This is a genomic window from Hydrogenophaga sp. (assembly GCF_019635465.1).
In the GTDB taxonomy this organism is placed as follows: Bacteria; Pseudomonadota; Gammaproteobacteria; order Burkholderiales; family Burkholderiaceae_C; genus Hydrogenophaga.
The window spans coordinates 77,380-101,765 of sequence record NZ_JAHBZK010000016.1 but is presented as its reverse complement, the minus strand read 5'-3'; the positions used below and the strand labels follow the sequence as shown (position 1 = coordinate 101,765).

General features: G+C 69.3%; 18 protein-coding genes. 15 read left to right on the top strand and 3 right to left on the bottom strand.

Features of this window, described 5'->3' with window-relative positions; all coding sequences use genetic code 11:
• Positions 1–82: 82 nt before the first annotated feature.
• The 11 genes from KF871_RS15090 (at position 83) to KF871_RS15030 (ending at position 10,241) form a co-directional block, all read left to right on the top strand.
• Positions 83–1,690 (top strand): carboxyl transferase domain-containing protein, encoded by a 1,608-nt coding sequence (locus KF871_RS15090; protein WP_291144214.1) that lies wholly within the window; start codon positions 83–85, stop codon positions 1,688–1,690.
• A gap of 117 nt (positions 1,691–1,807) precedes the next feature.
• Positions 1,808–2,314, top strand: a complete 507-nt coding sequence (locus KF871_RS15085) for a DinB family protein (RefSeq protein ID WP_291144211.1) — start codon at positions 1,808–1,810, stop codon at positions 2,312–2,314.
• A gap of 62 nt (positions 2,315–2,376) precedes the next feature.
• Positions 2,377–3,513, top strand: coding sequence for an acyl-CoA dehydrogenase family protein (locus tag KF871_RS15080; RefSeq protein ID WP_291144208.1), 1,137 nt, complete (start codon positions 2,377–2,379; stop codon positions 3,511–3,513).
• Positions 3,514–3,516: 3 nt separating this feature from the next.
• Positions 3,517–4,305, top strand: a complete 789-nt coding sequence (locus KF871_RS15075; RefSeq protein ID WP_291144205.1) for an enoyl-CoA hydratase/isomerase family protein — start codon at positions 3,517–3,519, stop codon at positions 4,303–4,305.
• Positions 4,302–4,922, top strand: a complete 621-nt coding sequence (locus tag KF871_RS15070) for a DUF4126 domain-containing protein (RefSeq protein WP_291144203.1) — start codon at positions 4,302–4,304, stop codon at positions 4,920–4,922. Before KF871_RS15075 ends, KF871_RS15070 begins: the two co-directional genes overlap by 4 nt.
• A complete protein-coding gene (locus KF871_RS15065; protein ID WP_367172060.1) occupies positions 4,922–6,928 on the top strand; it encodes a biotin carboxylase N-terminal domain-containing protein in 2,007 nt (668 codons plus the stop codon). Before KF871_RS15070 ends, KF871_RS15065 begins: the two co-directional genes overlap by 1 nt.
• A 35-nt stretch (positions 6,929–6,963) precedes the next feature.
• Positions 6,964–7,884 (top strand): glyoxylate/hydroxypyruvate reductase A, encoded by a 921-nt coding sequence (locus KF871_RS15050; protein WP_291144200.1) that lies wholly within the window; start codon positions 6,964–6,966, stop codon positions 7,882–7,884.
• A 15-nt stretch (positions 7,885–7,899) separates the two neighbouring features.
• Positions 7,900–8,808: a hydroxymethylglutaryl-CoA lyase gene (locus tag KF871_RS15045; RefSeq protein WP_291144198.1), complete on the top strand. Its 909-nt coding sequence runs from the start codon at positions 7,900–7,902 to the stop codon at positions 8,806–8,808.
• Between the two features lie 4 nt (positions 8,809–8,812).
• Entirely contained in the window at positions 8,813–9,343 is a 531-nt protein-coding gene (locus KF871_RS15040; RefSeq protein ID WP_291144195.1) for a YbaK/EbsC family protein, read from the top strand.
• Positions 9,340–9,561, top strand: coding sequence for a DUF1289 domain-containing protein (locus tag KF871_RS15035; protein WP_291144193.1), 222 nt, complete (start codon positions 9,340–9,342; stop codon positions 9,559–9,561). The genes KF871_RS15040 and KF871_RS15035 overlap by 4 nt, the downstream gene beginning before the upstream one ends.
• Before the next feature lie 8 nt (positions 9,562–9,569).
• The gene (locus KF871_RS15030) at positions 9,570–10,241 is read left to right on the top strand and encodes a 2-hydroxychromene-2-carboxylate isomerase (protein ID WP_291144281.1); all 672 of its coding nucleotides are present in this window, start codon (positions 9,570–9,572) and stop codon (positions 10,239–10,241) included.
• Here the strand turns inward: KF871_RS15030 and KF871_RS15025 are convergent, their stop codons facing one another.
• Positions 10,242–11,348, bottom strand: a complete 1,107-nt coding sequence (locus KF871_RS15025) for a substrate-binding domain-containing protein (RefSeq protein ID WP_291144190.1) — start codon at positions 11,346–11,348, stop codon at positions 10,242–10,244.
• Between the two features lie 70 nt (positions 11,349–11,418).
• Here KF871_RS15025 and KF871_RS15020 point away from each other — a divergent pair, with 70 nt between their 5' ends.
• From KF871_RS15020 to KF871_RS15010, 3 genes are all read left to right on the top strand, one after another.
• Positions 11,419–13,143 carry an NADH-ubiquinone oxidoreductase-F iron-sulfur binding region domain-containing protein gene (locus tag KF871_RS15020; RefSeq protein WP_291144187.1) on the top strand — a complete coding sequence of 575 codons (1,725 nt, stop codon included), beginning with the start codon at positions 11,419–11,421 and terminating at the stop codon, positions 13,141–13,143.
• Complete coding sequence (locus tag KF871_RS15015; protein ID WP_291144184.1) at positions 13,140–15,962, top strand: molybdopterin-dependent oxidoreductase; 2,823 nt, start codon at positions 13,140–13,142, stop codon at positions 15,960–15,962. The genes KF871_RS15020 and KF871_RS15015 overlap by 4 nt, the downstream gene beginning before the upstream one ends.
• 69 nt (positions 15,963–16,031) lie before the next feature.
• The gene (locus KF871_RS15010) at positions 16,032–16,469 is read left to right on the top strand and encodes a universal stress protein (protein ID WP_291144181.1); all 438 of its coding nucleotides are present in this window, start codon (positions 16,032–16,034) and stop codon (positions 16,467–16,469) included.
• A gap of 33 nt (positions 16,470–16,502) precedes the next feature.
• Here KF871_RS15010 and KF871_RS15005 read toward each other — a convergent pair whose 3' ends face one another.
• Together KF871_RS15005 and KF871_RS15000 are read right to left on the bottom strand one after the other, a co-directional pair.
• Positions 16,503–16,955, bottom strand: coding sequence for a hypothetical protein (locus KF871_RS15005; protein WP_291144178.1), 453 nt, complete (start codon positions 16,953–16,955; stop codon positions 16,503–16,505).
• Between the two features lie 139 nt (positions 16,956–17,094).
• Positions 17,095–18,201 (bottom strand): ABC transporter substrate-binding protein, encoded by a 1,107-nt coding sequence (locus KF871_RS15000; RefSeq protein WP_291144175.1) that lies wholly within the window; start codon positions 18,199–18,201, stop codon positions 17,095–17,097.
• A 308-nt stretch (positions 18,202–18,509) separates the two neighbouring features.
• On the opposite strand from KF871_RS15000, the gene uvrA reads away from it, so the two are divergent.
• Positions 18,510–24,386, top strand: coding sequence for an excinuclease ABC subunit UvrA (gene uvrA, locus KF871_RS14995; protein WP_291144278.1), 5,877 nt, complete (start codon positions 18,510–18,512; stop codon positions 24,384–24,386).

Below are 24,386 nucleotides of genomic sequence, written 5' to 3'. Positions count from 1 at the left end.
TTTGCAACCGCCATGGCGAGCATGCCGACCCGGGCCGGGTGTACCCTCGGCGCTTTTCCGCTCACCAGCCGCAGGCCGCGCCATGTCCATCCTGGAGACAAAACTCAACCCCCGATCGGCCGATTTCCAGGCCAACGCCGAGGCCATGCGGGCCCAGGTCGAGGACCTCAAAGTGCAACTGGCCAAGGCCGCCCAGGGCGGCGGCGAGGCCGCGCGCGCCAAGCACACGGCGCGCGGCAAGCTGCTGCCGCGCGAGCGGGTGCAGATGCTGCTCGACCCGGGTACGCCCTTCCTCGAACTGGCGCCCCTGGCCGCGCACGGCATGTACAACGGCGACGCGCCGTGCGCCGGCGTCATTGCCGGCATCGGCCGCGTCAGTGGGGTGGACTGCATGATCGTGTGCAACGACGCCACGGTGAAAGGCGGCACCTACTACCCAATGACGGTGAAGAAGCACCTGCGCGCCCAGGAAGTGGCGATGCAGAACGAGCTGCCGTGCATTTATCTGGTCGACTCGGGCGGCGCCAACCTGCCCAACCAGGACGATGTGTTTCCCGACCGCGAACACTTCGGGCGCATCTTCTACAACCAGGCCAACATGAGCGCGCAGGGCATCGCGCAGATCGCGGTGGTCATGGGCTCGTGCACGGCCGGTGGCGCCTATGTGCCGGCCATGAGCGACGAAACCATCATCGTCAAGAACCAGGGCACCATCTTCCTGGCCGGCCCGCCACTCGTGAAGGCCGCCATCGGCGAGATCGTGAGCGCCGAAGAGCTGGGCGGCGGTGACGTGCACACGCGCCTGTCGGGCGTGGCCGATCACCTGGCGCAAAACGATGCCCACGCCATCGCGCTGGCGCGCCAGGCGGTGGCCACGCTCAACCACCGCAAGGAGGTGAGGCAGGCCTTGCGCGAGCCGCGGGCGCCGCGGTTCGCTGCAGAAGAGATTTACGGCGTCATTCCCACCGACGTGCGCAAGCCCTACGACGTGCGCGAGATCATCGCCCGCATCGTCGACGACTCCGAGTTTCATGAGTTCAAGGCGCGCTTCGGCAGCACCCTGGTCTGCGGCTTCGCGCACATCGAGGGCATGCCCATCGGCATCGTGGCCAACAACGGCGTGCTGTTCTCCGAGAGTGCCCAGAAGGGCGCGCACTTCATCGAGCTGTGCGGCCAGCGCAAGGTGCCGCTGCTGTTCCTGCAGAACATCACCGGCTTCATGGTCGGCAAGAAGTACGAGAGCGAGGGCATCGCGCGCCATGGTGCCAAGATGGTCACCGCCGTGGCCACGGCCAACGTGCCCAAGTTCACCATCATCATCGGCGGCAGCTACGGCGCGGGCAACTACGGCATGTGCGGCCGCGCCTACAGTCCGCGCTTCCTCTGGATGTGGCCCAACGCGCGCATCAGCGTCATGGGCGGCGAGCAGGCCGCCAGCGTGCTCGCCACCGTCAAGCGCGACGGCATCGAGGCCAAGGGCGGCAGCTGGAGCGCCGAAGAAGAGGCCAACTTCAAGCAGCCCCTGCTCGACCAGTTCGCCCACCAGTCGCACGCGTACTACGCCAGCGCCCGCCTGTGGGACGACGGCGTGATCGACCCGGCCGACACGCGCCGCGTACTGGCGCTGGCCATGTCGGCCACGCTCAACGCGCCGATTCCCGAGCCGAAGTTCGGCGTCTTCCGCATGTGAACATGGACCACCCCCGCGCCGCTTCGCGTCACTCCCTCAATGGGGCGCAGCCTGCCGCCTGGCAAAGCCGGTTCTGCGGCAGCCACGCAGCACCGTGTCCGCAAGCCTGACCCGCATATGGATGCACGTTCGCACTTTCTCACGCTCGCCCAATACCACCTGTGGGCAACGCAGCGTCTGCTGGACGCCACCGCCTCGCTGGCCGACGAGGCCTACCGGCGCGACGTCGGCCTGTTCTTCAAGAGCGTGCACGGCACCCTCAACCACCTGCTGGTGGGCGAGTCCATGCTCTGGCAGCGCCGCTTTGCCCTGGGTGAGTCGCCTCAGGTGGCGCTCGATGCCGAGGTCGAGGCCGATCGACTGCAGCTGGCGCAGGCCTTGATCCACGGTGCGCGGGTGTGGTCGGCACTGATCAGCGAATGGCCCATTGAACGCTTCGATGGCCACCTGGACTACACGACCATGCGCGGCAACGCGGTGAGCCTGCCCTTCGCGCCCACCCTGGCGCACGTGTTCAACCACGCCACGCACCACCGCGGGCAGGTGTCCGCCGCACTGACTGCGCTGGGGCAACCCGCGCCGGTGCTGGACCTTGTGTATTTCCTGCAAGCCCAGGGGGGCTGAGCGCGCCCGAAGACCGGCCACAGCCGGCGGACCACGTCCCGACTACCTGAGGAGACAAACCCTTGGAAGCCACGATCTACGACACGCCCGAGCACCAGACCCTGCGCGAGCAGGTGGCGCGCTTCATCGCGCGCGAGGTCGAGCCGCACGCCCAGGCCTGGGAAGAGGCCGGCTGCGTGCCGCGCGACGTGCTGCGCCGCATGGGGCAGGCCGGCTTGCTGGGCATTGCCTTCGAGAGCGAGCACGGCGGCGGCGACGCCGATGCGCTGACCAACCTGGTGTTTGCCGAGGCCCTGTCGCAAAGCACCTTCGCCGGCTTTGTCATCACCGTGCTGGTGCACACCGACATGGCCGGTCCCCATCTGCACCACGCAGGCAATGCGGCGCAGAAGGCGAAGCACCTGCCCAGGGTGTGCGCGGGCGAAGCCATCTGCGCGGTGGCGATCACCGAGCCCGGTGCGGGCTCCGACGTGGCCGGCATCCGCACGAACGCGAAGCGCGATGGTGACCACTGGGTGATCAACGGCACCAAGATGTTCATCACCAACGGTGTGCACGCTGACCTCTACTTCGTGGCCGCCAAGACCGGGCCGGGAAAGCGCGAGGTGTCGATGTTCATCGTCGAGAAAGGCACGCCCGGTTTCAGCGTCGGGCGCGCGCTCAAGAAGACCGGCTGGCTCAGCTCCGACACCGCGGAACTGGTGTTCGACAACGTGCGCGTGCCGGCGGCCAATCTGCTGGGCGAAGAAGGCAAGGGCTTCTACGCCGTGATGAAGAACTTCCAGACCGAGCGCGTGGCCCTGGGCGCCATGGCCATCGGTCACTGCCAGCGCGCGCTCGAACTCACGCTCGATCACGTGCGCCAGCGCCAGGCCTTTGGCGGCCCGCTGTGGGACCAGCAGACCATCCGCCAGCGCCTGTCCATGCTCGACGCCAAGGTGCGCGCGGCGCGCCAGTTCATGTACCACTGCGCCTGGTCGGTCACGCAGGGCAGGGACATCGTGCAGCAGGTGTCCATGCTCAAGGCGCTGACCGGTGAGCTGGTCAACGAGGTGGTGCAGACCTGCCAGCAGTTCCACGGTGGCATGGGCTTCATTCGCGAGACGGCGATCGAGCGCCTCTGGCGCGACGCCCGCGTGCTGGCGATCGGCGGCGGCGCCACAGAGGTGATGCTGGAAGAGGTTGCCAAGAGGTACTGAACGATGAGCGAAGTGATTGAACTGACCCGCCCCAGCGCGCACGTGGCGCGCGTGTGGCTCAACCGCCCCGACGTGCGCAACGCCTTCAACGACGAAGTCATTGCCGCACTCACGCGCACCTTCGAGCAACTGGCACAGGACAAGGACCTGCGCGTGGTGGTGCTCGGTGCGCACGGCAAGGCCTTCTGTGCCGGCGCCGACCTCAACTGGATGAAGGCCATGGCCGGCTACAGCTGGGACGAAAACCGCGCCGATGCCCAACGCCTGGCCGACATGCTGTGGACGCTGGACCAATGCCCGGTGCCCATCGTCGGCCGCGTGCAGGGCGACTGCTACGCCGGCGGCATGGGCCTGGCGGCCATCTGCGATGTACTGGTCGCGGTCGAGGGCGCCACCTTCTGCCTGTCCGAAGCCCGCCTGGGTCTGTTGCCGGCCACCATCAGCCCCTACGTGGTGCGCGCGCTCGGCGCACAGGCCTCGCGCCGCTACATGGTCACCGCCGAACGCTTCAGCGCCGTGCAGGCCCACGCGCTGGGCATGGTGCACGAGCTCGCCACACCCGACACGCTGGACGCCAGGGTCGACGACATCGTCGCCACCCTGGTCAACAACGGCCCCGCCGCCACGCGCGCCTGCAAGGCGCTGGTTCGCGACGTGAGCGGCCAGCCCATCGACGCCGAGCTGCGCGCCGAAACCGCGCGCCGCATCGCCGACATCCGCGCCAGCGACGAAGGTCGCGAAGGCCTGGCCTCGTTCCTCAACAAGCGCCCGGCCAACTGGCTGTCGCAATGAACGACGCACTGCAATCGCTGGACACCCCGGCCCTGCTGGCGCTGGCCGCCGCGCTGGGCTGGGCCAGCGGTTTGCGGCTGTACCTGGCGGTGTTTCTCACCGGCCTGGCCGGCACGCTGGGCTGGATCGAGTTGCCACCCGGCTTGAAGCTGTTGCAGCACCCGGGCCTGCTGGGTCTGAGCGGTGTGTTGCTGTTCATCGAGTTCTTCGCCGACAAGCTGCCCTGGCTCGATTCGCTTTGGGACATGGCCAACAGCGTGATCCGTGTGCCCGCGGGCGCAGCGCTGGCGGCCGGCGCGCTGGGCGCCGACGGCCCCACCATGGCGGTGATCGCGGCGCTGCTCGGCGGCACCCTGGCCGCCACCAGCCAGGCCGCCAAGACCAGCACGCGCGCGGCCATCAACACCTCGCCCGAGCCCTTCACCAACATCGGCGCCAGCCTGCTCGAAGACGGCCTGGTGGTGGCCGCGCTGTGGCTGGCCACGCAGCATCCGCTGTTGTTTGCGGTGTTGCTGGTGTTCATGGTGCTGGCCATGTGGGCCATCACCTGGTTGCTGTTCAAGTTTCTGCGCGCGGCCTGGCGCCGCGTGTTTGCCATTGCCCCGAAGGAAGTCTGATGTTCTCCAAGATCCTCATTGCGAACCGTGGCGAGATCGCCTGCCGCGTGGCCGCCACCGCACGCCGCCTGGGCGTGAAGACCGTTGCCGTCTACTCCGATGCCGACGCCAGCGCCAAGCACGTGGCAGCCTGCGACGAGGCGGTGCACATCGGCGGGTCGGCGCCGCGCGAGAGCTACCTGCAGTGGGAGCGCATCATCGCGGCGGCACAGGCCACGGGCGCGCAGGCCATCCACCCCGGCTACGGTTTTCTCAGCGAGAACGAGGCCTTTGCCGATGCCTGCGCCAAGGCCGGTCTGGTGTTCATCGGCCCGCCTTCGTCGGCGATCGAGGCCATGGGCCTCAAGGCCGAATCCAAGCGCCTGATGGAAAAGGCCGGTGTGCCCCTGGTGCCGGGCTACCACGGCACCGACCAGGACCCGGCGCTGCTGCAACGCGAGGCCGACCGCATCGGTTACCCCGCACTCATCAAGGCCAGCGCCGGCGGCGGTGGCAAGGGCATGCGCGTGGTCGAGAAGAGCGAAGACTTTGCCGCCGCGCTGGCCAGCTGCCAGCGCGAGGCGCGCAACAGCTTTGGCAGCGACGCGGTGCTGATCGAAAAGTACGTGCAGCGCCCGCGCCACATCGAGATCCAGGTGTTCGGCGACAGCCACGGCCAGTGCGTCTACCTGTTCGAGCGCGACTGCTCGGTGCAGCGGCGCCACCAGAAGGTGCTCGAAGAAGCACCGGCGCCCGGCATGACGCCCGAGCTGCGCCAGCGCATGGGCGAGGCCGCGGTGGCGGCGGCCAAGGCCGTGAACTACGTCGGGGCGGGGACGGTGGAGTTCATCGTCGAGCAGCCCGATGGTTACGACCACCCCGAGACCATGCGCTTCTACTTCATGGAGATGAACACGCGCCTGCAGGTCGAACACCCGGTGACCGAAGCCATCACCGGCCAGGACCTGGTCGAGTGGCAGCTGCGCGTGGCCGGCGGCGAGCCGCTGCCGCTGCAGCAACACGAGCTGCGCATGCAGGGCCACGCCATCGAGGCGCGCATCTGCGCCGAGAACCCCGACAACCAGTTCCTGCCCGCCACCGGCACCTTGCGCGTGTACCGCAAGCCGGCGCACAGCGCCTTTGAGCGCAGCGATGTGCGCTTCGACGACGGCGTGCGTGAAGGCGACACCATCAGTCCGTTCTACGACTCCATGGTGGCCAAGCTCATCGTGCACGGCGACACGCGCGAGCAGGCGCTGGCCCGGCTCGACGCGGCCCTGGCCGAGACGCGCATCGTGGGTCTGGCCACCAACGTGCAGTTCCTGCGCCATGTGGTGGCGAGCGATTCGTTCGCCAGGGCGCGCCTGGACACGGCGCTCATCGCACGCGAGAGCGAGGTGCTGTTCAAGCAGGACCGCGTGGGCGAGCCCACCGCGGTGGCCGCGGCCGTGGCCCAGACCCTGATCGCCGAGGCCGCGCTGGCGGGCAACGACCCGTTCTCGCGCCGCGACGGTTTCCGCTCGCACGGCGTCACCACGCGCCGATTCGATTTCGACGTCGCCGGCGAGCGGTTGCAGGCGAGCCTGACCTATGGCCGCGACGGCCTGCAGCTCGCGTACGGCGAGGTCCAGGGCCCGCTGCATTTCGCGCCGCTGCCCGACGACCGCTTCGATCTGCGGTTCGCCGACCGGCGCGACACCGTGCAGACCTGGGTCGTGGGCGAGACGGTGCACGTGTTCACCGCGCGCGGCGCCACCAGCCTGGTCGAGATCGACTTGCTGGCCCACGCTGGCGAGGGCGAAGGCGAGAGCGGTCGCCTGACCGCGCCCATGCCGGGCAAGGTGGTGTCGTTCGCGGTCAAGGCCGGCGACGCCGTCAAGAAGGGCCAGGCGCTGGCGGTGATGGAAGCGATGAAGATGGAGCACACCATCGCCGCCCCGGCCGACGGCACCGTGGCCGAGCTGATGTACGCGCCCGGCGACCAGGTGGCCGAGGGCGCCGAGCTGCTCAAGCTGGCGACGGCGTGACAGGGCGCCGACGCGCACCCGCGTAAGCTCGGCCCATGCACATCACCGTCTGCCTCAGCCAACAAAAACCCGACCCCTGGCAACAGGGCCTGCAAGCCGCCCTGCCCGAGGCCGATGTGCGCATCTGGCAACCCGGCGCGCCCGCGGCCGACCACGCGGTGGTGTGGTCGCCACCCCAGGCCTTCTTCGACGAGCAGACGCAACTGAAGGCGGTGTTCAACACCGGTGCCGGGGTGGACGCCTTGCTGGCTGCGCGCATTGCGCCAGGCACGCGCATCGTGCGCCTGGACGACGCTGGCATGTCGGTGCAGATGGCCGAGTACGTCTGCCATGCGGTGATCCGCCATTTCCGCGAATTCGACGCCTATGAGGCCGACGTCAAGGCTGGACGCTGGAGCTACCGCAAGCCGCGCCTGCGCACCGACTTTCCGGTTGGCGTGATGGGCCTGGGCGTGCTGGGCGAGCGCGTGGCGCGTGCCCTCACGGTGTTCGACTTCCCGGTGCACGGCTGGAGCCGAACGGCCAAGGCCATCGAAGGCGTGGTGTGCCACTCGGGCGAGGACCGGCTCGACGGCTTTCTGTCGCAGTGCCGCGTGCTGGTCAACCTGTTGCCGCTCACGCCACAGACCGAGAACATCCTGAACCGGCGCACCCTGGGCCTGCTGCGCCCCGAGGGTTACCTGATCAACGTGGCGCGCGGCGCGCACCTGGTCGAGGACGACCTGCTGGTCCTGCTGGACAGCGGGCACCTGGCCGGCGCTACGCTCGACGTGTTTCGCACCGAACCCCTGCCCGCCGGGCATGGTTTCTGGAACCACCCGAAAATCACGGTCACGCCGCACACCTCGGCGCGCACACTGCGCGAAGAGAGCATCGCGCAGATCGTGCGCAAGATCCGCGCTGTCGAGCGCGGCGAGCCCATCGCCGGCGAAGTGGATCGCCAGCGCGGCTATTGAATCGAAGGAACCGCCATGAAGCTCCCCTCACGCGTACAGATCGTCGACGTCGGCCCCCGCGACGGCCTGCAGAACGAAAAGCAGCCGGTGCCGGCCGCGGTCAAGATCGAACTCGTGCACCGCCTGCAGGCCGCCGGCCTGAAAGAGATCGAGGTCACCAGCTACGTGAGCCCCAAGTGGGTGCCGCAGATGGCCGACAACCACGCCGTCATGCAGGGCATCCAGCGCCAGGCGGGGGTTCGCTACTCGGTGCTCACGCCCAACATGAAGGGCTTCGAGTCCTCGCTGGAAGACCGCCCCGACGAGATCGTGGTGTTCGGCGCCGCCAGCGAAGCTTTCAGCCAGAAGAACATCAACTGCAGCATTGCCGAGAGCATCGAGCGCTTTGCACCGGTGGTGGCGGCCGCCAAGGCCAAGGGCATCGCAGTGCGCGGCGCCATGAGCTGCGTGGTCGGCTGCCCTTACGAAGGCGAGGTGGCGCCCTCGCGCGTGGACTACCTGGCCGGCCTCATGAAGGGCATCGGCGTCGAACACGTTGGCGTGGCCGACACCATTGGCGTGGGCACGCCGAAGAAGGTGCAGGCCGCGTTCGAGGCCACGCTCAAGCACTTCGACCTGGACGCGGTGTCGGGCCACTTTCACGACACCTATGGTCAGGCCGTGGGCAACACGCTGGCAGCGCTGGAGATGGGCGTGTGGCATTTCGACGCCTCGGTGGCCGGCCTGGGGGGCTGCCCCTACGCCAAAGGCGCCACCGGCAATGTGGCCACCGAAGACGTGGTCTACCTGCTGCACGGCATGGGCATCGAGACCGGCATCGATCTCGACCGCCTGATCGACGCTGGTGCCTACATCAGCGAGCAACTCGGGCGCCCCACGCAATCGCGTGTGGCGCGCGCACTGCTGGCCAAGCGCCAGGGCTGAGGCGATGTCGCCCATCGACGACGCGCAGGCCACGCCCGCCATCCGCCGCGTGGCCGATCGCCTGGCCGCACTCGGCCATGGCAAGGCCCCGGTGATGCTCGACGATGCCGCGCGCACCGCGCAGCAGGCGGCCGACGCGCTCGGCGTGGCGCTGGGCCAGATCGCCAAAAGCATCATCTTCCGGCGCAAGCAGCACCCCTCGGGCGAGGACTGCGCGGTGCTGGTCATCACCTCGGGCGACCGGCGGGTGGACGAAAAGCGGGTGCAGGCGCTGGTGTGTGCTGACGGCGGCAAGCTGGGCCGCGCCGACGCCGATTTCGTCAAGGCGCAGACCGGGTTCTCCATCGGCGGTGTGTCGCCCCTGGCGCACGCCAGCGAGCCCCTGACCCTGATCGACCGCGAGCTGTTCCGCTTCGAGGTGGTCTGGGCGGCGGCGGGCCATCCGCACGCGGTGTTCCCGCTCACGCCGCAGGAACTCGAGCGCTACACCGGTGCCCCGGTGGCCGATGTCGTTGCGGAGCAGCTTGCCCCATGACCCAGCCGCAACGACCCGACTACGCTGCCGCGCGTCGCCGCCAACCCGGCGCCTCGGTGCCCTCGCCCTGCATCAACGTCTGCCGTCTCGACGACAGTCAGCGCATGTGCGTGGGCTGCCTGCGCACCTTGCAGGAGATCGGTGGCTGGAGTCGCATGGACGACGCCGACAAGCGCGCGGTGTGGGCGCGCATTGCACCCGGCGAGGTGACGCCGTGAACGACGAAATCCGCGAAGTCCAGTTCTTCTACGACCCGATCTCGCCCTACGCGCACCTGGCGTTTGCCGCCTTGCCCGGCGCGCTGATGGGCCACAGCGTGGTGGTGCGTTACCGACCGGTGCTGTTTGCTGCCCTGCTCAAGGCGCACGGGCAGCTGGGCCCGGCCGAGATCCCCGCCAAACGCGACTGGACCTACCGCCAGGTGCAGTGGCACGCGCACGCCAACGGCATCCGGCTCGACCTGCCGGCGGCCCACCCGTTCAACCCGCTGCCTTTGCTGCGCCTGGGCCTGAGCACCGCCGTCCCCGATCAGCCCGGCGATACCAGTCGCTATGTCACCGAGTTGCTGTTCCAGCACGTTTGGCACGGCGGCGCCGACGCCGCCGACCCCGACCGGTTGTCGGCGCTGCAGGCGCAGTTGCAAGACCACATGGCACAGCGCGAGCGGCCCTGGGTCGAACCCGACAGCGAGGCGGTGAAGCAGGCCCTGCGTGCCAACACCGACGAAGCCCTGGCGCTGGGCCTGTTCGGCGTGCCGGCCATGGTGGTGGATGACCGGGTGTTCTGGGGTTTCGATGCGCTGCCCATGCTCAAGGCCTGGCTGGCCAATGATGCGTGGTTCGACAGCGGGGCCTGGGAAGCCGCGGCCAACACCGCGGTGGGCGTGCAGCGGCGCTGATCAGCTGGATCGGCCGAAGGCCTCGGTCAGGGTCAGCACCTCGCCGGTGTGGGCCGCCTCGTAACCCTTGAGTGCGGCCACGCGCGAGCGAAATGCGGTCGAACGCAGCACAGCGAGCACCGGACGCAACCGGTCCTGTCGCAAGGCATCGGCGGGCACGGCAAAGAAGTAGCGCTCGCGCAGCAGGGGAATGAAGTGCAGGCCGAAGCGGTGCGCAGCGGTCTGCACGCCGATGCCGACATCGGCCATGCCGCTGGCCACGTAGGCGGCCACGGCGGCGTGGGTCAGTTCGGTGTTGTCGTAGCCAGTGACCGCGCGCGGCGAGATGCCGTGGCGTTGCAGCAGCAGTTCTGTCAGCACCCGCGTGCCCGAGCCTTCGGGGCGGTTGACGAAGCGCAGCCCGGGGCGGGTCAGGTCGTCGATGCTGTGTACGGCCAGCGGATTGCCGGGCGCCACGAACAGGCCTTGCGCACGCACCGCCAGGTGCACCAGGCGGTGCTCGTCGGGGCGCAGCCAGGTCAGAAAGCGTTGCGCGGCGGCGGCTTCGAATTCGCCCAGCGGCACGTGAAAACCGGCCAGCTCACACTCGCCCTGCGCCAGTGCCGCCACCGACTCCAGGCTGTTGCGGTAGCGCACGTCCACGGCGACCTCGTCCGCCGTCAGCAACTCACGCAGCGCCGCCACCGCGAAGCCGTGGCTGGCGTGCAGGCGCGGGGTCTGCGTTTGCGCGGCGCGCCGCTGCACGCGCCCCAGTTCGCCTTCCAGCTCCGACGACAAGGACTCCAGCAAGGGCTGCAGCCGCGCACCGATGCGCGCGTCGGCCCACACCAGCTTTTCACCCAGCGCAGTGAGTGCCGAACCACGGCCGCGACCGCGCAGCAGCAGGGGTTCGCCGAACAGCGCCTCCGCCTGCTGCAGCAGGCCCCACACATGCCGGTACGACAAGCCCAGTTCTCGCCCGGCCTGCGCAATGCTGCCGGTGCCCTGCACGGTGGCCAGCAGGTCGAGCAGGGCGGTGGCGTCGAGCGTGTCCTGAGCGTCGCGACCAACTCGCCAGTGCGGTTGCACGCTCACATGCAGTGGGGGTGGTGCTGTTCGGGTGGCCATGGGCTCGCTGTCTTCAATATGCAGGCACAAACATATTAAGTGCATTGCATGGTGCTACGCTGCCCGCACGATGAACAACCCCCAAGACACCCCGGTGGTGATTCCCATCCGCCCGCTCGAACGCCAGGCCCGCGGCGCGGCCCGACGCACCCCGAAAGGCCGACAGGTGCAAGTCGCCGCGCGCGAGCGCGTGGCCGGGTTGTGTGGCGGGCTCGAGCCGCGCGCCGACCTGCTGATCGAGCACCTGCACCGCCTCAACGACGCCGAGGGCGCGCTGCGGCGCAGCCACCTGGCGGCGCTGGCCGAGCGGTTGCGCCTGAGCCAGGTCGAGGTGTTTGAGGTCGCCAGCTTCTATCACCACTTCAACGTAGTCGATGACGACGAGTCGGTGGCCGCCACGCGGGTACGTGTCTGCACCAGTCTGGCCTGCAGCATGGCCGGCGCCGACACCTTGCTGCAAGGCAGCCGCGATGCGCTGCAAGGGCGCGATGGTGTGGTGGTGGAAGAGGCGCCCTGCATCGGCCTGTGCCACCACGCGCCCGCCGCCTGCGTGGGGCAGCACCAGTTGCCCGATGCCACACCCGAGGCGGTGACCCGCCTGGTCGACCAGGGCGCGACGCAGGCGCGGCCGCTGCTGGCACCCGCGCCCAGCGACCTCGCGCAACTGCAGCGCCTGCTCTCGGGCGAGTGCACGCCCGAACAGGTGATTGCCGAACTCAAGGCCGCCGATTTGCGCGGCCTCGGTGGTGCCGGCTTTCCCGCCTGGCGCAAGTGGGAGACGGTGCGCGCGCAGCCGGGGCCGCGCCATGGTGTGGTCAACATCGACGAAGGCGAGGTCGGCACCTTCAAGGACTGGCAGGTGCTGGTCAGCGGCGCGCCGCAGGTGCTGGAGGGCGTGCTCATCGCGGCCGAGGTGGTGGGCTTGAGCCATGTATGGCTCTACCTGCGCGACGAATACCACGATGCCCGTGCGCTGCTGCAGCGCGAACTCGATGCGCTCGCTGGCCAGGTGCAGGCGCTGCGCGAGCGCTTTCCGGGGTACACGCCGCCGGTGCTGGAGCTGCGCCGCGGTGCCGGTGCCTACATCTGCGGCGAGGAGTCGGCACTGATCGAATCGATCGAAGGCCGGCGCGGCCTGCCGCGCCTGAAGCCACCCATCGTGGCGCTCAACGGTGTGTTCGGCCGGCCCACGCTGGCGCACAACCTCGAGACCCTGTGGTGGGTGTCCGCCTTGCTGGCGCACGGCGGTGCCGGCTGGGCAGCGCAAGGGCGGCGTGGCCGCCACGGCCTGCGGCGCTTCTCGGTGTCGGGCCGCGTGCGACAGCCCGGCGTGCACCTTGCGCCCGCGGGCATCACGCTGCGCGAGCTCATCGACGAGCATTGCGGTGGCATGGCCGACGGTCACACGCTGTACGCCTTCCTGCCGGGCGGCGCCTCGGGCGGCATCCTGCCGGCGTCGCTGGCCGATGTGCCGCTGGACTTCGACACGCTGGCCGAGCATGGCGCCTTCGTCGGTTCGATGGCGGTGGTGGTCATGGGCGAACAGGACCGTGCGCGCGACGCCGCGTTGAACCTGATGCGTTTCTTCGAACACGAGTCCTGTGGCCAATGCACCCCGTGCCGCGCGGGCACTGGTCAGCTGGTGCGCCTGATGCAGGCGCCGACCTGGGACGTGCACCGCATGGACGAACTCTCAACTGTGATGCGCGACGCCAGCATCTGCGGCCTGGGGCAGGCGGCGCCCAACCCGGTCGACAGCGTGCGCCGGTTCTTTCCTCAGGAGGTGGGGCTGTGAAAACCGACGACCTGCCCGAACAGGCCCAACCCGTGGCCTTCACGCTCGACGGCCGCGCGGTCGAGGCCGCGCCCGGCGAGACGCTGCTGCAGGCGGCCGAACGCGCGGGTGTCGTGCTGCCGCGCCTGTGCGCCAGCGACGGACTGCGCCCCGCCGGCAACTGCCGCGCCTGCGTGGTCGAGATCGACGGCGAGCGCGTGCTGGCCCCTTCGTGCTGCCGCGCCCCGAGCGCTGGCATGGTGGTGCACACCGACAGCGCGCGCGCCGTCAACGCACGCCGCACCGTGCTCGAGCTGCTGATCGCCGACGCGCCCGATTCGGCACAGCTCAAACACGACAGCGAACTGCTGCGCTGGGCCCAGAGCGCCGGCGCGCGTGCCGACCACTTTGCGCCGCGCGAGGCCGTGGCGCCGGACCTCAGCCACCCGGCGATGGCGGTCAACCGCGACGCCTGCATCCAGTGCACCCGCTGCATCCGCGCCTGCCGCGAGACGCAGGGCAACGACGTGCTGGGCCTGGCGTTTCGCGGCGGTCACGCGCAGATCGTGTTCGATCAGGACGACCCCATGGGCGCGAGCACCTGCGTGGCCTGCGGCGAGTGTGTGCAGGCCTGCCCCACGGGTGCGATCGCACCGGCCAATGGCGCGTTCGCCAAGCCCTCGGTCAAGCAGGTGGACTCGGTCTGCCCCTTCTGTGGTGTGGGCTGCCAGCTGCGCTACCACGTGGGTGATGACGGCCGCATTGCGCACGTCGAAGGCATCGATGGTCCGGCCAACGAAGGCCGCCTGTGCGTCAAAGGCCGTTTCGGTTTTGATTACGCACACAGCCCGGAGCGCCTGACGCGGCCTCTGGTGCGCCGCGCCGGTGTGCCCAAGGACCCGGGCGATGTGGGCCGTCGGCTGACACCGGATGAGGTGCGCGAGCGGTTTCGCGAGGTGAGCTGGGACGAGGCCCTGGCCACTGCCGCAGCCGGTTTTCGCAAGGCGCTGGCGGCCACCTCGGCGCGGGGCCGTGCCAGCCCGGTGGCCGGCTTTGGCTCGGCCAAGGGCACCAACGAAGAGGCCTACCTGTTCCAGAAGCTGGTGCGCAGCGCCTTTCGCACCCACAACGTCGATCACTGCACACGGCTGTGTCACGCCTCCAGCGTGGCCGCCCTCATGGAGGGTCTGGGCTCTGCGGTGGTGACCAATCCGCTGCGCGATGTGGCCCACGCCGACTTCGTGCTGCTCATCGGCGCCAACCCGGCGCAGAACCACCCGGTGGGCGCGACCTGGATCAAGAACGCGGTGCGGCGCGGCACGCGCCTGGTGCTGGCCGATCCGCGCCGCACCGAGCTGGCGCGTCACGCCTGGCGCTACCTGGGCTTCAAGCCCGGCAGCGACGTTGCCATGCTCAACGCCATGCTGCATGTCATCGTGACCGAGGGCCTCACCGACCCCGACTACATCGCCGCCCACACGCGCGACTTCGCGCTCATTCAGGCGCACGTGGCGGACTTTTCGCCCGAGGCCATGGCGCCTGTGTGCGGGATCGACGCGGAGACCCTGCGTCAAGTCGCACGCGCTTATGCCAGTGCGAAGAACGCCATGATCCTCTGGGGCATGGGCATCAGCCAGCACACCCACGGCACCGACAACGCGCGCTGCCTCATAGCGCTGGCGCTGGTCACCGGTCAGATCGGCCGCCCAGGCACCGGCCTGCACCCGCTGCGGGGGCAGAACAATGTGCAGGGTGCCAGCGACGCCGGCCTCATTCCCATGGTGTTGCCGGACTACGCGCGCGTGGGCGATGCCGCCGCGCGCCACCAGGCCGAAGCGCTCTGGGGCCTGCCGCCCGATGCACTGGGCAGCGAGCCGGGCCTGACCGTGGTGGAGATCATCGACGCCGCGCACCGGGGCGCCATCAAGGCCATGCTGATCCAGGGCGAGAACCCCGCCATGAGCGACCCCGACGCGGCGCACGCGCGCGAGGCGCTGGCCGGGTTGCAGCACCTTGTGGTGCAGGACATCTTTCTCACCGAGACCGCCAGCCTGGCCGACGTGGTGTTGCCCGCCACCGCCTGGCCCGAGAAGACCGGCAGCGTGACCAACACCGATCGCTGCGTGCAACTGGGGCGCAAGGCGGTCGGGTCGCCGGGCGAGGCGCGCGCCGACGCCTGGATCACCGAACAACTGGCCTGCCAGCTCAACCTGGGCTGGAGCTACAACATCGCGCCCGACGGCCGGGCCGACGAAGACCCGAGCGTGGGCATCGGCGCGGTGTACGAGGAAATGCGCGCGCTCATGCCCAGCATCCGCGGACTGAGCTGGTCGCGTCTGTGGCATGCGGGTGCCGTGACCTACCCCGTGGCCGACGAAACCGACCCGGGGCAGCCGGTGGTGTTTGGCGATGGCTTCCCGACCGCCGACGGTCGGGCGTTGCTGGTGCCCGCTGCGCTGAAGGGGCCCGCGGAGACACCCGACGCCGTGTACCCCATGGTGCTCATCACCGGTCGCCAGCTCGAGCACTGGCACACCGGCAGCATGACCCGGCGCAGCCAGGTGCTCGACGCGCTCGAACCCGGCCCGGTGGTGAGCCTGAACCCGCTCACCGCCAACCGCCTGGCGCTCGGTGTGGGCGCGATGGCGAGGGTGTCTTCGCGCCGTGGCGCCATCACGCTGCCGGTGCGTCTGGACGAAGCCGTGCCGGTGGACACGGCGTTCATTCCGTTCGCCTATGCCGAGGCCGCGGCCAACCTGCTGACGAACCCCGCGCTCGACCCGGTGGGCAAGATTGCGGAGCTCAAGTACTGTGCGGTGGACGTACGGCCCGCGGCTTGATGCGCATCAAGGGCCGGGGCGCGCATGGCACCCAGAATGGGCCATCCCTTTCAGCCTCAGGAGACCCGCATGTTCAAAAAGATTCTTGTTCCCACCGACGGCTCGGATGTCGGTGGCAAGGCCGCGGCCATGGCCGCCGACATGGCCAAGGGCTCGGGTGGGCAGGTCGTCGGCATCTACGTGATCGACCCGTTCCCGTACATCGGCATCGGTGATGCGTCGGCCGTGGGGCTGCAGAGCTACCTCAGCGACGCCAAGCGCGTGGCCGGTGCGGCGCTCGACCTGGTGGCCAAGGCCTGCCAGGAGCGTGGCGTGCCGTTTGCGGGCGACACCATCGAGCGCAACATGGTGTGGGAAGGCATCCTGGAGACCGCCAAGGCCGAAGGCTGCGACCTCGTGGTGATGGGCTCCCATGGGCGCCAGGGCGTCAAGGCGCTGATCCTGGGCAGCGTGGCGCAGAAGGTGCTGACGCACGCCGAGCTGCCGGTGCTGATCGTCAAGGGCTGAGCGCATCGCGGCCTGCCGGTCTCGACGCGCAGGTCAGTGCAGCAAGCGGGGCCGCTGGGCGTCGCGCCAGCGGCTCACAACCTCACTCAGTTCGACCATGCTGTTGCTCAGGTGGCGGGCCGCCTGTTCGCTGCCTGCCTGGAGCAGACTGACCATCATCAATTCGCCCCGCCCGTTGACCCCGACCGCGCCAGGCAAGGCCGGGTCGCTTGAGGCGCGACGTGACAGCAGGTCTCTCATCACCTGCTCGCCCTGCGGGTGCGTCACCGAGCCGCAACGGCATTGAAGCAGGAAACAGGGGCGACCGCTCGGACCTTGCTGCAGGTGAAGCAGGTCGAAGGCAACATCGCCCACGACGAACTCGGCACTCAGATTCTGTCGATGGTGGGCAGGGCGGTGTGCATCGCCGCGCGCCGCCAGGGCCTTGCGGATGTCTTCGACCAAGGCCTGAAATCGGGTCAGCGCAACCGTGGGGAGTTTCGGCATGTGGGCCCTTCCATTGATGGGTCGCCTGCGACTTGTGGTCGCGGGCGCTCGTTCAGTGGCGGTTGCCTTGCGCTGGTTCCACCAGCCGGCGGCCAAGCGATGAATGTGGCCGCGTTGGTCAGCCCGATGTCAGCCTGGGTCAGCGCCGGAAGCGCCCACTGCCGTCGACGATGGACAGGTCGGCGAAGTCCAGCCCGGTGTGGTTGGTGGGGCTGTAGCTGACCGTCAGACCCCCCAGGTCGTAGCGGCTCATGCCTTCCAGTGCGTCGCGCAGCTTCTGCGGTGTGGGGTTGGGGCCGGCGCGGCGCAGACCCTCCACCAGCACCTTGGCACCGGCGAAGCCTTCCATCATGGCCGGCGACACGCCGTCGAGGCCGCGATCGCGCGCCAGGTCCTGCGCCTCCTTGATCAGCGGATAGCTGACCGACCGTTCGTTCGGGAACACCTGGGTCACGATCACGCCGCGGGCGTGCTCGCCCAGCAGGTTGATGAAACCTTCCGATGCGTTGTTCGACAGCGTGACCACCTGTGCACGCGAGCCCGCCGCGCGCAAGGCCTTGACGGCGTTGGCGGTGTTGCCCGCCGACGCGATCACCATGACGGCGTGGGCCTGCAGGCCGGCAATCTCCTTGGCCACGGCGCTGAAGTCCGGCTTCTCGCGCGGGGTCTTCTGGCGCAACACGGGTTCGAGCTTGACTTTGGCAAAACCCAGCATGGCGCCTGCTGCGCCATCGGCGCCAAAGGTGTCGTCGGTCTCGAGCACCGCGATGCGGGTCTGGCCGATGCTGGCCAGGTGCTCGATGGCACGCGCTGCTTCGCGCTGGTAGGTGGCGCGCACGTTGAATACCCAGGGGTTGACCGGATCGTGCAGGGCCATGGCGCCGGTGCTGGGCGCCACCAGCGGCACCTTCAATTCGGCCAGCAGTGGCAACAGCGCCTGGGCGTGCGGCGTGCCCCGGTTGAGGAACAGCGCCAGCACCCCTTGCTTGGTGATCAGCTCGCGCGACACCTGCACGGTCACCTGCGGCTTGAACTGGTCGTCCACCGAAATCAATTCCACCTTCTGGCCATGCACACCGCCGCGGGCGTTGACGGCGTCGATGTAGAGCTTGGCGCCTTCGGTGTTTTCCTTGACGCCGGCGGCCACCGATCCGGTGAAGCCGGACGGCTGGCCGATGCGCAGCTGGGCATGGGAGGCGCTGCAGGCCAGCGCAAGCAGCAAGCCGGCGAACCACGGTGCGGTCATGGGAGTCTCCTGAGGTAGGGCGCGCGATTCTGTGCAATTGCCGCGAGGGGTAACAGTGTGGAAATGACGTAGGGCGGGCGAACAGACCCAAGCGGCGGTCGGCCGGGCAAGGTATGCAGTCGACTTCATGGGTGCCGCCATGCCCGGACGAGAACGTTTCAGGCGCAATGGCCGCTGCGACCCGTTCCCAGGCGCATTCAGGGACTTTGCGGCGTTCGGGGCGCTCCCCCGGCGCAGTTCCTAGAATCTTCCGCTTCGCATCCGGGAACCCCTCCATGTCCGACGATCACCGCCCCGCCGATTTGCCCATGGCCGACGCCGAGCCGCCGGGGGAGGCGGGCCAGGGCGGCGATGGACTGATCCGCATCCGCGGCGCGCGCCAGCACAACCTCAAGGGGCTGGATCTGGACATCCGCACGGGCGAGCTGACGGTGGTGACGGGCCCCAGCGGCTCGGGCAAGTCCAGTCTGGTGTTCGACACCCTGTTCGCCGAAGGGCAGCGGCGCTACGTCGAGACCTTCAGCGCCTACGCGCGCCAGTTCCTCGACCGCATGGACAAGCCGGCAGTGGACCGGGTGGAGGGTGTGCCACCGGCGATCGCCATCGACCAGACCAACCCGGTGCGGTCCTCGCGCTCCACGGTGGGCACGATGACCGAGCTCAACGACCACCTCAAGCTGCTGTTCGCGCGCGGGGCCGAGCTGTTCGACCGCGACACCGCGCTGCCGGTGCGGCACGACACACCCGAGACCATCGCCGCCGAGCTGCGCCGGCGCAGTGAAGCCAACGGAGATCCCCGGCTGGTGCTGACCTTCCCGGTCGAGCTGCCCGCCAACACCACGCCCGAAGAGGTCGAGCAGTGGCTCTCGGCCAGTGGCTACACCCGCGTGCAGGCCGAGCGCACGGTGCAGCGCGAGGTGAAGGACGAGGCCCCCGCCAAGGGCAAGAAGGCCAAGCCGGCCATCGAGGCCGTGAAGGTGCTCGACGTGGTGGCCGACCGATTCCGCTTGTCCAGCGCCGAGACCGCGCGCGTGATGGAAGCGATCGAGGTCGGGCTCAAACGCGGGAGTGGCCGGCTCACGGTGTACGCGCTCAAGGAGGATGGTCAAGCCGGACGACCCGCCGCCGGGCCGCCCCAAGGCGGGTCAGCCCCCTCGGGGGGCAGCGAACCACGCGCAGCGGGGAGCGTGGGGGCACAGGACATCTGGCGCTTTTCGACCGGCCTGCACTGCCCCGAGAGCGACATCCGCTACAGCGAACCCACGCCGTCGATGTTCTCGTTCAACTCGCCGGTGGGCGCCTGCGAGCATTGCCGTGGCTTCGGGCGCGTGATCGGTGTCGATTACGGCCTGGTCATCCCCAACGACCGCCTCACGCTGCGCAACGGCGCCATCAAGGTGTTCCAGACACCCGCGTGGAAGGAATGCCAGGACGACCTGATGCGCCACGCCGAGGCCGCCGGCATTCCGCGCGACACACCCTGGGCCAAGCTGACCGAGGAACAACAGGGCTGGGTGAAGAACGGCTCACCGCAGTGGAACGGCAAGTGGAACCAGCACTGGTACGGCGTGGCGCGATTCTTCGAGTACCTCGAGAGCAAGGCCTACAAGATGCACATCCGCGTGCTCTTGTCCAAGTACCGCAGCTACACCGAATGCCCGGTGTGCCGCGGCGCGCGCCTCAAGACCGACAGCCTGCTGTGGCGCATCGGCACCCGGGCGCAGGCCGATGCTGTGCTGGCGCCGGCGCAGCGCTACCTGCCCGCCGGCGCGGCGTGGTCGCGCGCGCAGCTCGAAGCCCTGCCCGGGCTCAGCCTGCACGACCTCATGCTCATGCCTTTGAGCGATCTGCGGCGCTTCTTTGATTCGCTTGCGCCGTCGCAGGCCGGCAGTGCCGGCGAGCAGCAGGCCCTCAAGCTGCTGCTCGACGAAATCAACACCCGCATCCGCTACCTGTGCGAGGTCGGCATCGGCTACCTCACGCTGGACCGCCAGAGCCGCACCCTCAGCGGCGGCGAGGTGCAGCGCATCAACCTCACCACCGCGCTTGGCACCTCGCTGGTCAATACGCTGTTCGTGCTCGACGAGCCCAGCATCGGCCTGCACCCGCGCGACATGGCGCGCATCGTCGAGGCCATGCAGCGCCTGCGCAACGCAGGCAATACCCTGGTGGTGGTTGAACACGACCCGGCGGTGATGCTGGCCGCCGACCGACTCATCGACATGGGGCCGGGCCCCGGCGAGCGCGGCGGGCAGATCGTGTTCGATGGCACGCCCGGGCAGATCCGCGCGGCCGACACCCTGACCGGCGCCTATCTCGGTGCGCGCAAGACCATCGGCATGGGCTTCAAGCGCGCGGTGACCGACAGCACGCCGCGCCTGGTGCTCGAAGGCGCGCGCGAGCACAACCTGCGCAACGTGTCGGTGGAGTTCCCGCTGCAACGGCTGGTGGTGGTCACCGGCGTGTCGGGCTCGGGCAAGTCCTCGCTGATCCAGGATGTGCTGGCGCCGGCGCTGATGCGCCATTTCGGGCAGAGCACCGAGTCGCCCGGCGCGCACGACCGCCTGCTGGGCGCCGAGCAACTGGCCAGCGTGGTGTTCGTCGACCAGTCGCCGATCGGCAAGACGGCGCGCTCCAACCCGGTGAGCTACGTCGGCGCCTGGGACGCGGTGCGTGCGCTGTTCGCCGATGCGCCGCTGTCGCGCCAGCGCAGCTACACGCCGGCCAAGTTCAGCTTCAACAGCGGCGATGGGCGCTGCCCCACCTGCGGCGGATCGGGCTTCGAGCACGTCGAGATGCAGTTCCTCTCCGACGTCTACCTGCGCTGCCCCGATTGCGACGGCAAACGCTACCGGCCCGAGATCCTGGAGGTCACGCTCGAGCGCGGTGGCCGCACCTTGAGCGTGGCCGACGTGCTGGACCTCACCGTCAGCGAGGCGGCCAGCCTGTTCGCGCACGACCGCGAGGTGATCCGCGCGCTGCAGCCCATCGTCGACGTCGGCCTGGAATACGTGAAGCTCGGCCAGCCGGTGCCCACCCTGTCGGGCGGCGAGGCGCAGCGGCTCAAGCTCGCGGGCTTTCTGGCCGAGGCCGCCAAGGCCGCCAGCGCGAGCCGGCAGCCGGTGTCGCGCAAGGGCACGCTGTTCCTGTTCGACGAGCCCACCACCGGCCTGCACTTCGACGACATCGCCAAACTCATGCGCTCGCTGCGCAAGCTCATCGACGCCGGCCATTCGCTGGTGGTGATCGAGCACAACCTCGACGTCATCCGCGCGGCCGACTGGTTGATCGACCTCGGCCCCGAAGGCGGTGCCGGCGGCGGCACCGTGGTGGCCGAAGGCCCGCCCGAGCAGGTGCGCGAGCACCCGGGCAGCCACACCGCGCGGGCCCTGCGCGACTACGCCGAGGCCATGGACACGGTGGTCGAGGTCGGCGAGCGCCCGGCGCTGCCCTACCTCGCCCAACGCCCAGCGCAGAACGCAGAACGGGCGGGCGCCATCCGCATCGTCAACGCCAAGGAGCACAACCTCAAGCAGCTCAGCGTCGACATCCCGCGCGGCAAGTTCAACGTCATCTCGGGCGTCAGCGGCTCGGGCAAGAGCACGCTGGCCTTCGACATCCTGTTCAACGAAGGCCAGCGCCGCTACCTCGAGAGCCTCAACGCCTACGCACGCAGCATCGTGCAGCCCGCGGGCCGGCCCGAGGTGGACGCGGTGTACGGCATTCCGCCCACGGTGGCGATCGAGCAGCGCCTTTCGCGCGGCGGGCGCAAGAGCACGGTCGGCACCACCACCGAGGTGTGGCACTTTCTGCGCCTGCTGTACGTGAAGCTGGGCGTGCAGCACTGCGTGCACGATGGCGCGGCCGTGATGCCGCAAAGCGCCGACAGCATCGCCGCCGCCATCCTGCGCAAGCACGCGGGCCAGCATGTTGGCCTGCTGGCGCCGCTGGTGATCAACCGCAAGGGCGTCTACACGGAGCTCGCCGACTGGGCGCGCCCGCGCGGGCACACGCATTTGCGCGTGGACGGCGAGTTCCTGCCCACCACCGGCTTTCCGCGCATCGACCGTTTCAGGGAGCACACCATCGAACTGCCGGTGGCCGACTTCGTGGTCGACCGCGCCGATGAAGCCGGGCTGCGCGCGCAACTGGCCCGCACGCTCGAAATCGGCAAGGGCATCCTGCACCTGCTGCACCCGCTCGATGGCCTGAAGGAAGCCATTGCCGACGGCCGCTCCACCCGCGGCATCGGCGCGGTCGAGGTGTTCAGCACCGCGCGCGCCTGCCCGGTCTGCAGCACCAGCTATCCCGAGCTCGACCCGCGACTGTTTTCGTACAACAGCAAACACGGCTGGTGCCCCGACTGCGTGGGCACCGGCACCCAGCTCTCGCGCGAGCAGCGCAAGGCGCTCGACGACTCGGTGCGCAGCGACGACGAGAAGGGCCGCGAGCAGAGCTTTGCCGAACCCGACGTGGAAGGCGTGGGCAACGAGGTCTGCCCGACCTGCGAAGGCACGCGCCTGAACGCGCAGGCGCGTGCCGTGCGCTTCGGCGGCATGGCCATCACCGACATCGCCCGCCTGTCCGTCAGCGACGTGCGGCAGAAGATCCGCGCGCTCATGCAGGGCAACGGCCTGTCCACACGCGAGGCCGACATCGCGCGCGACCTGCTGCCCGAGATCGAAAGCCGCCTGGCCTTTCTGGAGCAGGTCGGACTCAACTACCTCACCCTGGACCGCGGCGCGCCCACGCTCAGCGGTGGCGAGGCGCAACGCATCCGCCTGGCGGCGCAACTGGGCAGCCACCTGCAGGGCGTGTGCTACGTGCTCGACGAGCCCACCATCGGCCTGCACCCGCGCGACAACCAGATCCTGCTCGATGCGCTGCACCAGCTCGGCGACCAGGGCAACACCCTGGTGGTGGTGGAGCACGACGAAGACACCATCCGCCGCGCCGATCACGTGATCGACATCGGCCCGAGTGCCGGCAAGCGCGGTGGGCGTGTGGTGGCGCAGGGCACGGTGGCCGATCTGTCGGCCAACGACGAATCGCTCACCGGGCGCTACCTGCTGCACGCCATGAAGCACCCGCTGCAGGGGCGGCGTGCGGTCAAGATCACCGACGAGGCGCTGGAGCTGCGTGGTGCCACCCTGCACAACCTGCAGCAACTCGACGCGCGTGTGCCGCTCAAGCGGCTGGTGGTGGTCACCGGCGTCAGCGGCTCGGGCAAGAGCACGCTGGCGCGCGACGTGCTGCTCACCAACGTGGCGGCGGCCGTGCAGATGCGCAGCACCGCCGCCGGCAAGAAAGCCTGGGACAAGGGCGATCGCCCGGCCTGGAGCGGCTGCGACAAACTGCTGGGCAGCGAACCGGTGGACCGCGTGCTCGAGGTCGACCAGACGCCGATCGGCAAGACGCCGCGCTCCTGCCCCGCCACCTACATCGGCTTCTGGGACACGGTGCGCAAGCTGTTCGCCGACACGCTGGAGGCCAAGGCGCGCGGCTATGCGCCAGGGCGCTTCAGCTTCAACACCGGCGAGGGCCGTTGCCCGACGTGCGAAGGCCAGGGCATGCGCACCATCGAGATGAGCTTCCTGCCCGATGTGAAGGTGCCCTGCGAAACCTGCCACGGCGCGCGCTTCAACCCCGAGACCCTGGCCGTCACCTGGAAGGGCAAGAGCATCGGCGACGTGTTGCAGATGGAGGTCGACGAGGCGGTGGAATTCTTCGCGTCGATGCCCGCCATCAGCCACCCACTGCAACTGCTCAAGGACGTGGGCCTGGGCTACCTCACGCTGGGCCAGCCCTCGCCCACGCTGTCGGGCGGCGAGGCGCAGCGCATCAAGCTGGTCACCGAACTGAGCAAGGTGCGCGACGAGGTGGGGCGCCGTGGGCAGAAGGCGCCGCACACGCTGTACGTGCTCGACGAGCCGACGGTGGGCCTGCACATGGCCGATGTGGAGAAGCTGATCCGCGTGCTGCACCGCCTGGTCGATGGCGGCCACAGCGTGGTGGTGATCGAGCACGACCTGGACGTGATGGCCGAAGCCGACTGGATCATCGACCTGGGGCCCGAAGGCGGCGCGGGCGGTGGCCGCATCGTGGCCGCGGCCCCGCCCGAGGCGGTGGTGCAGGCCGGCACCCACACCGGGCGTGTGCTGGCGCCGGTGCTCGCGCGCGGCTGA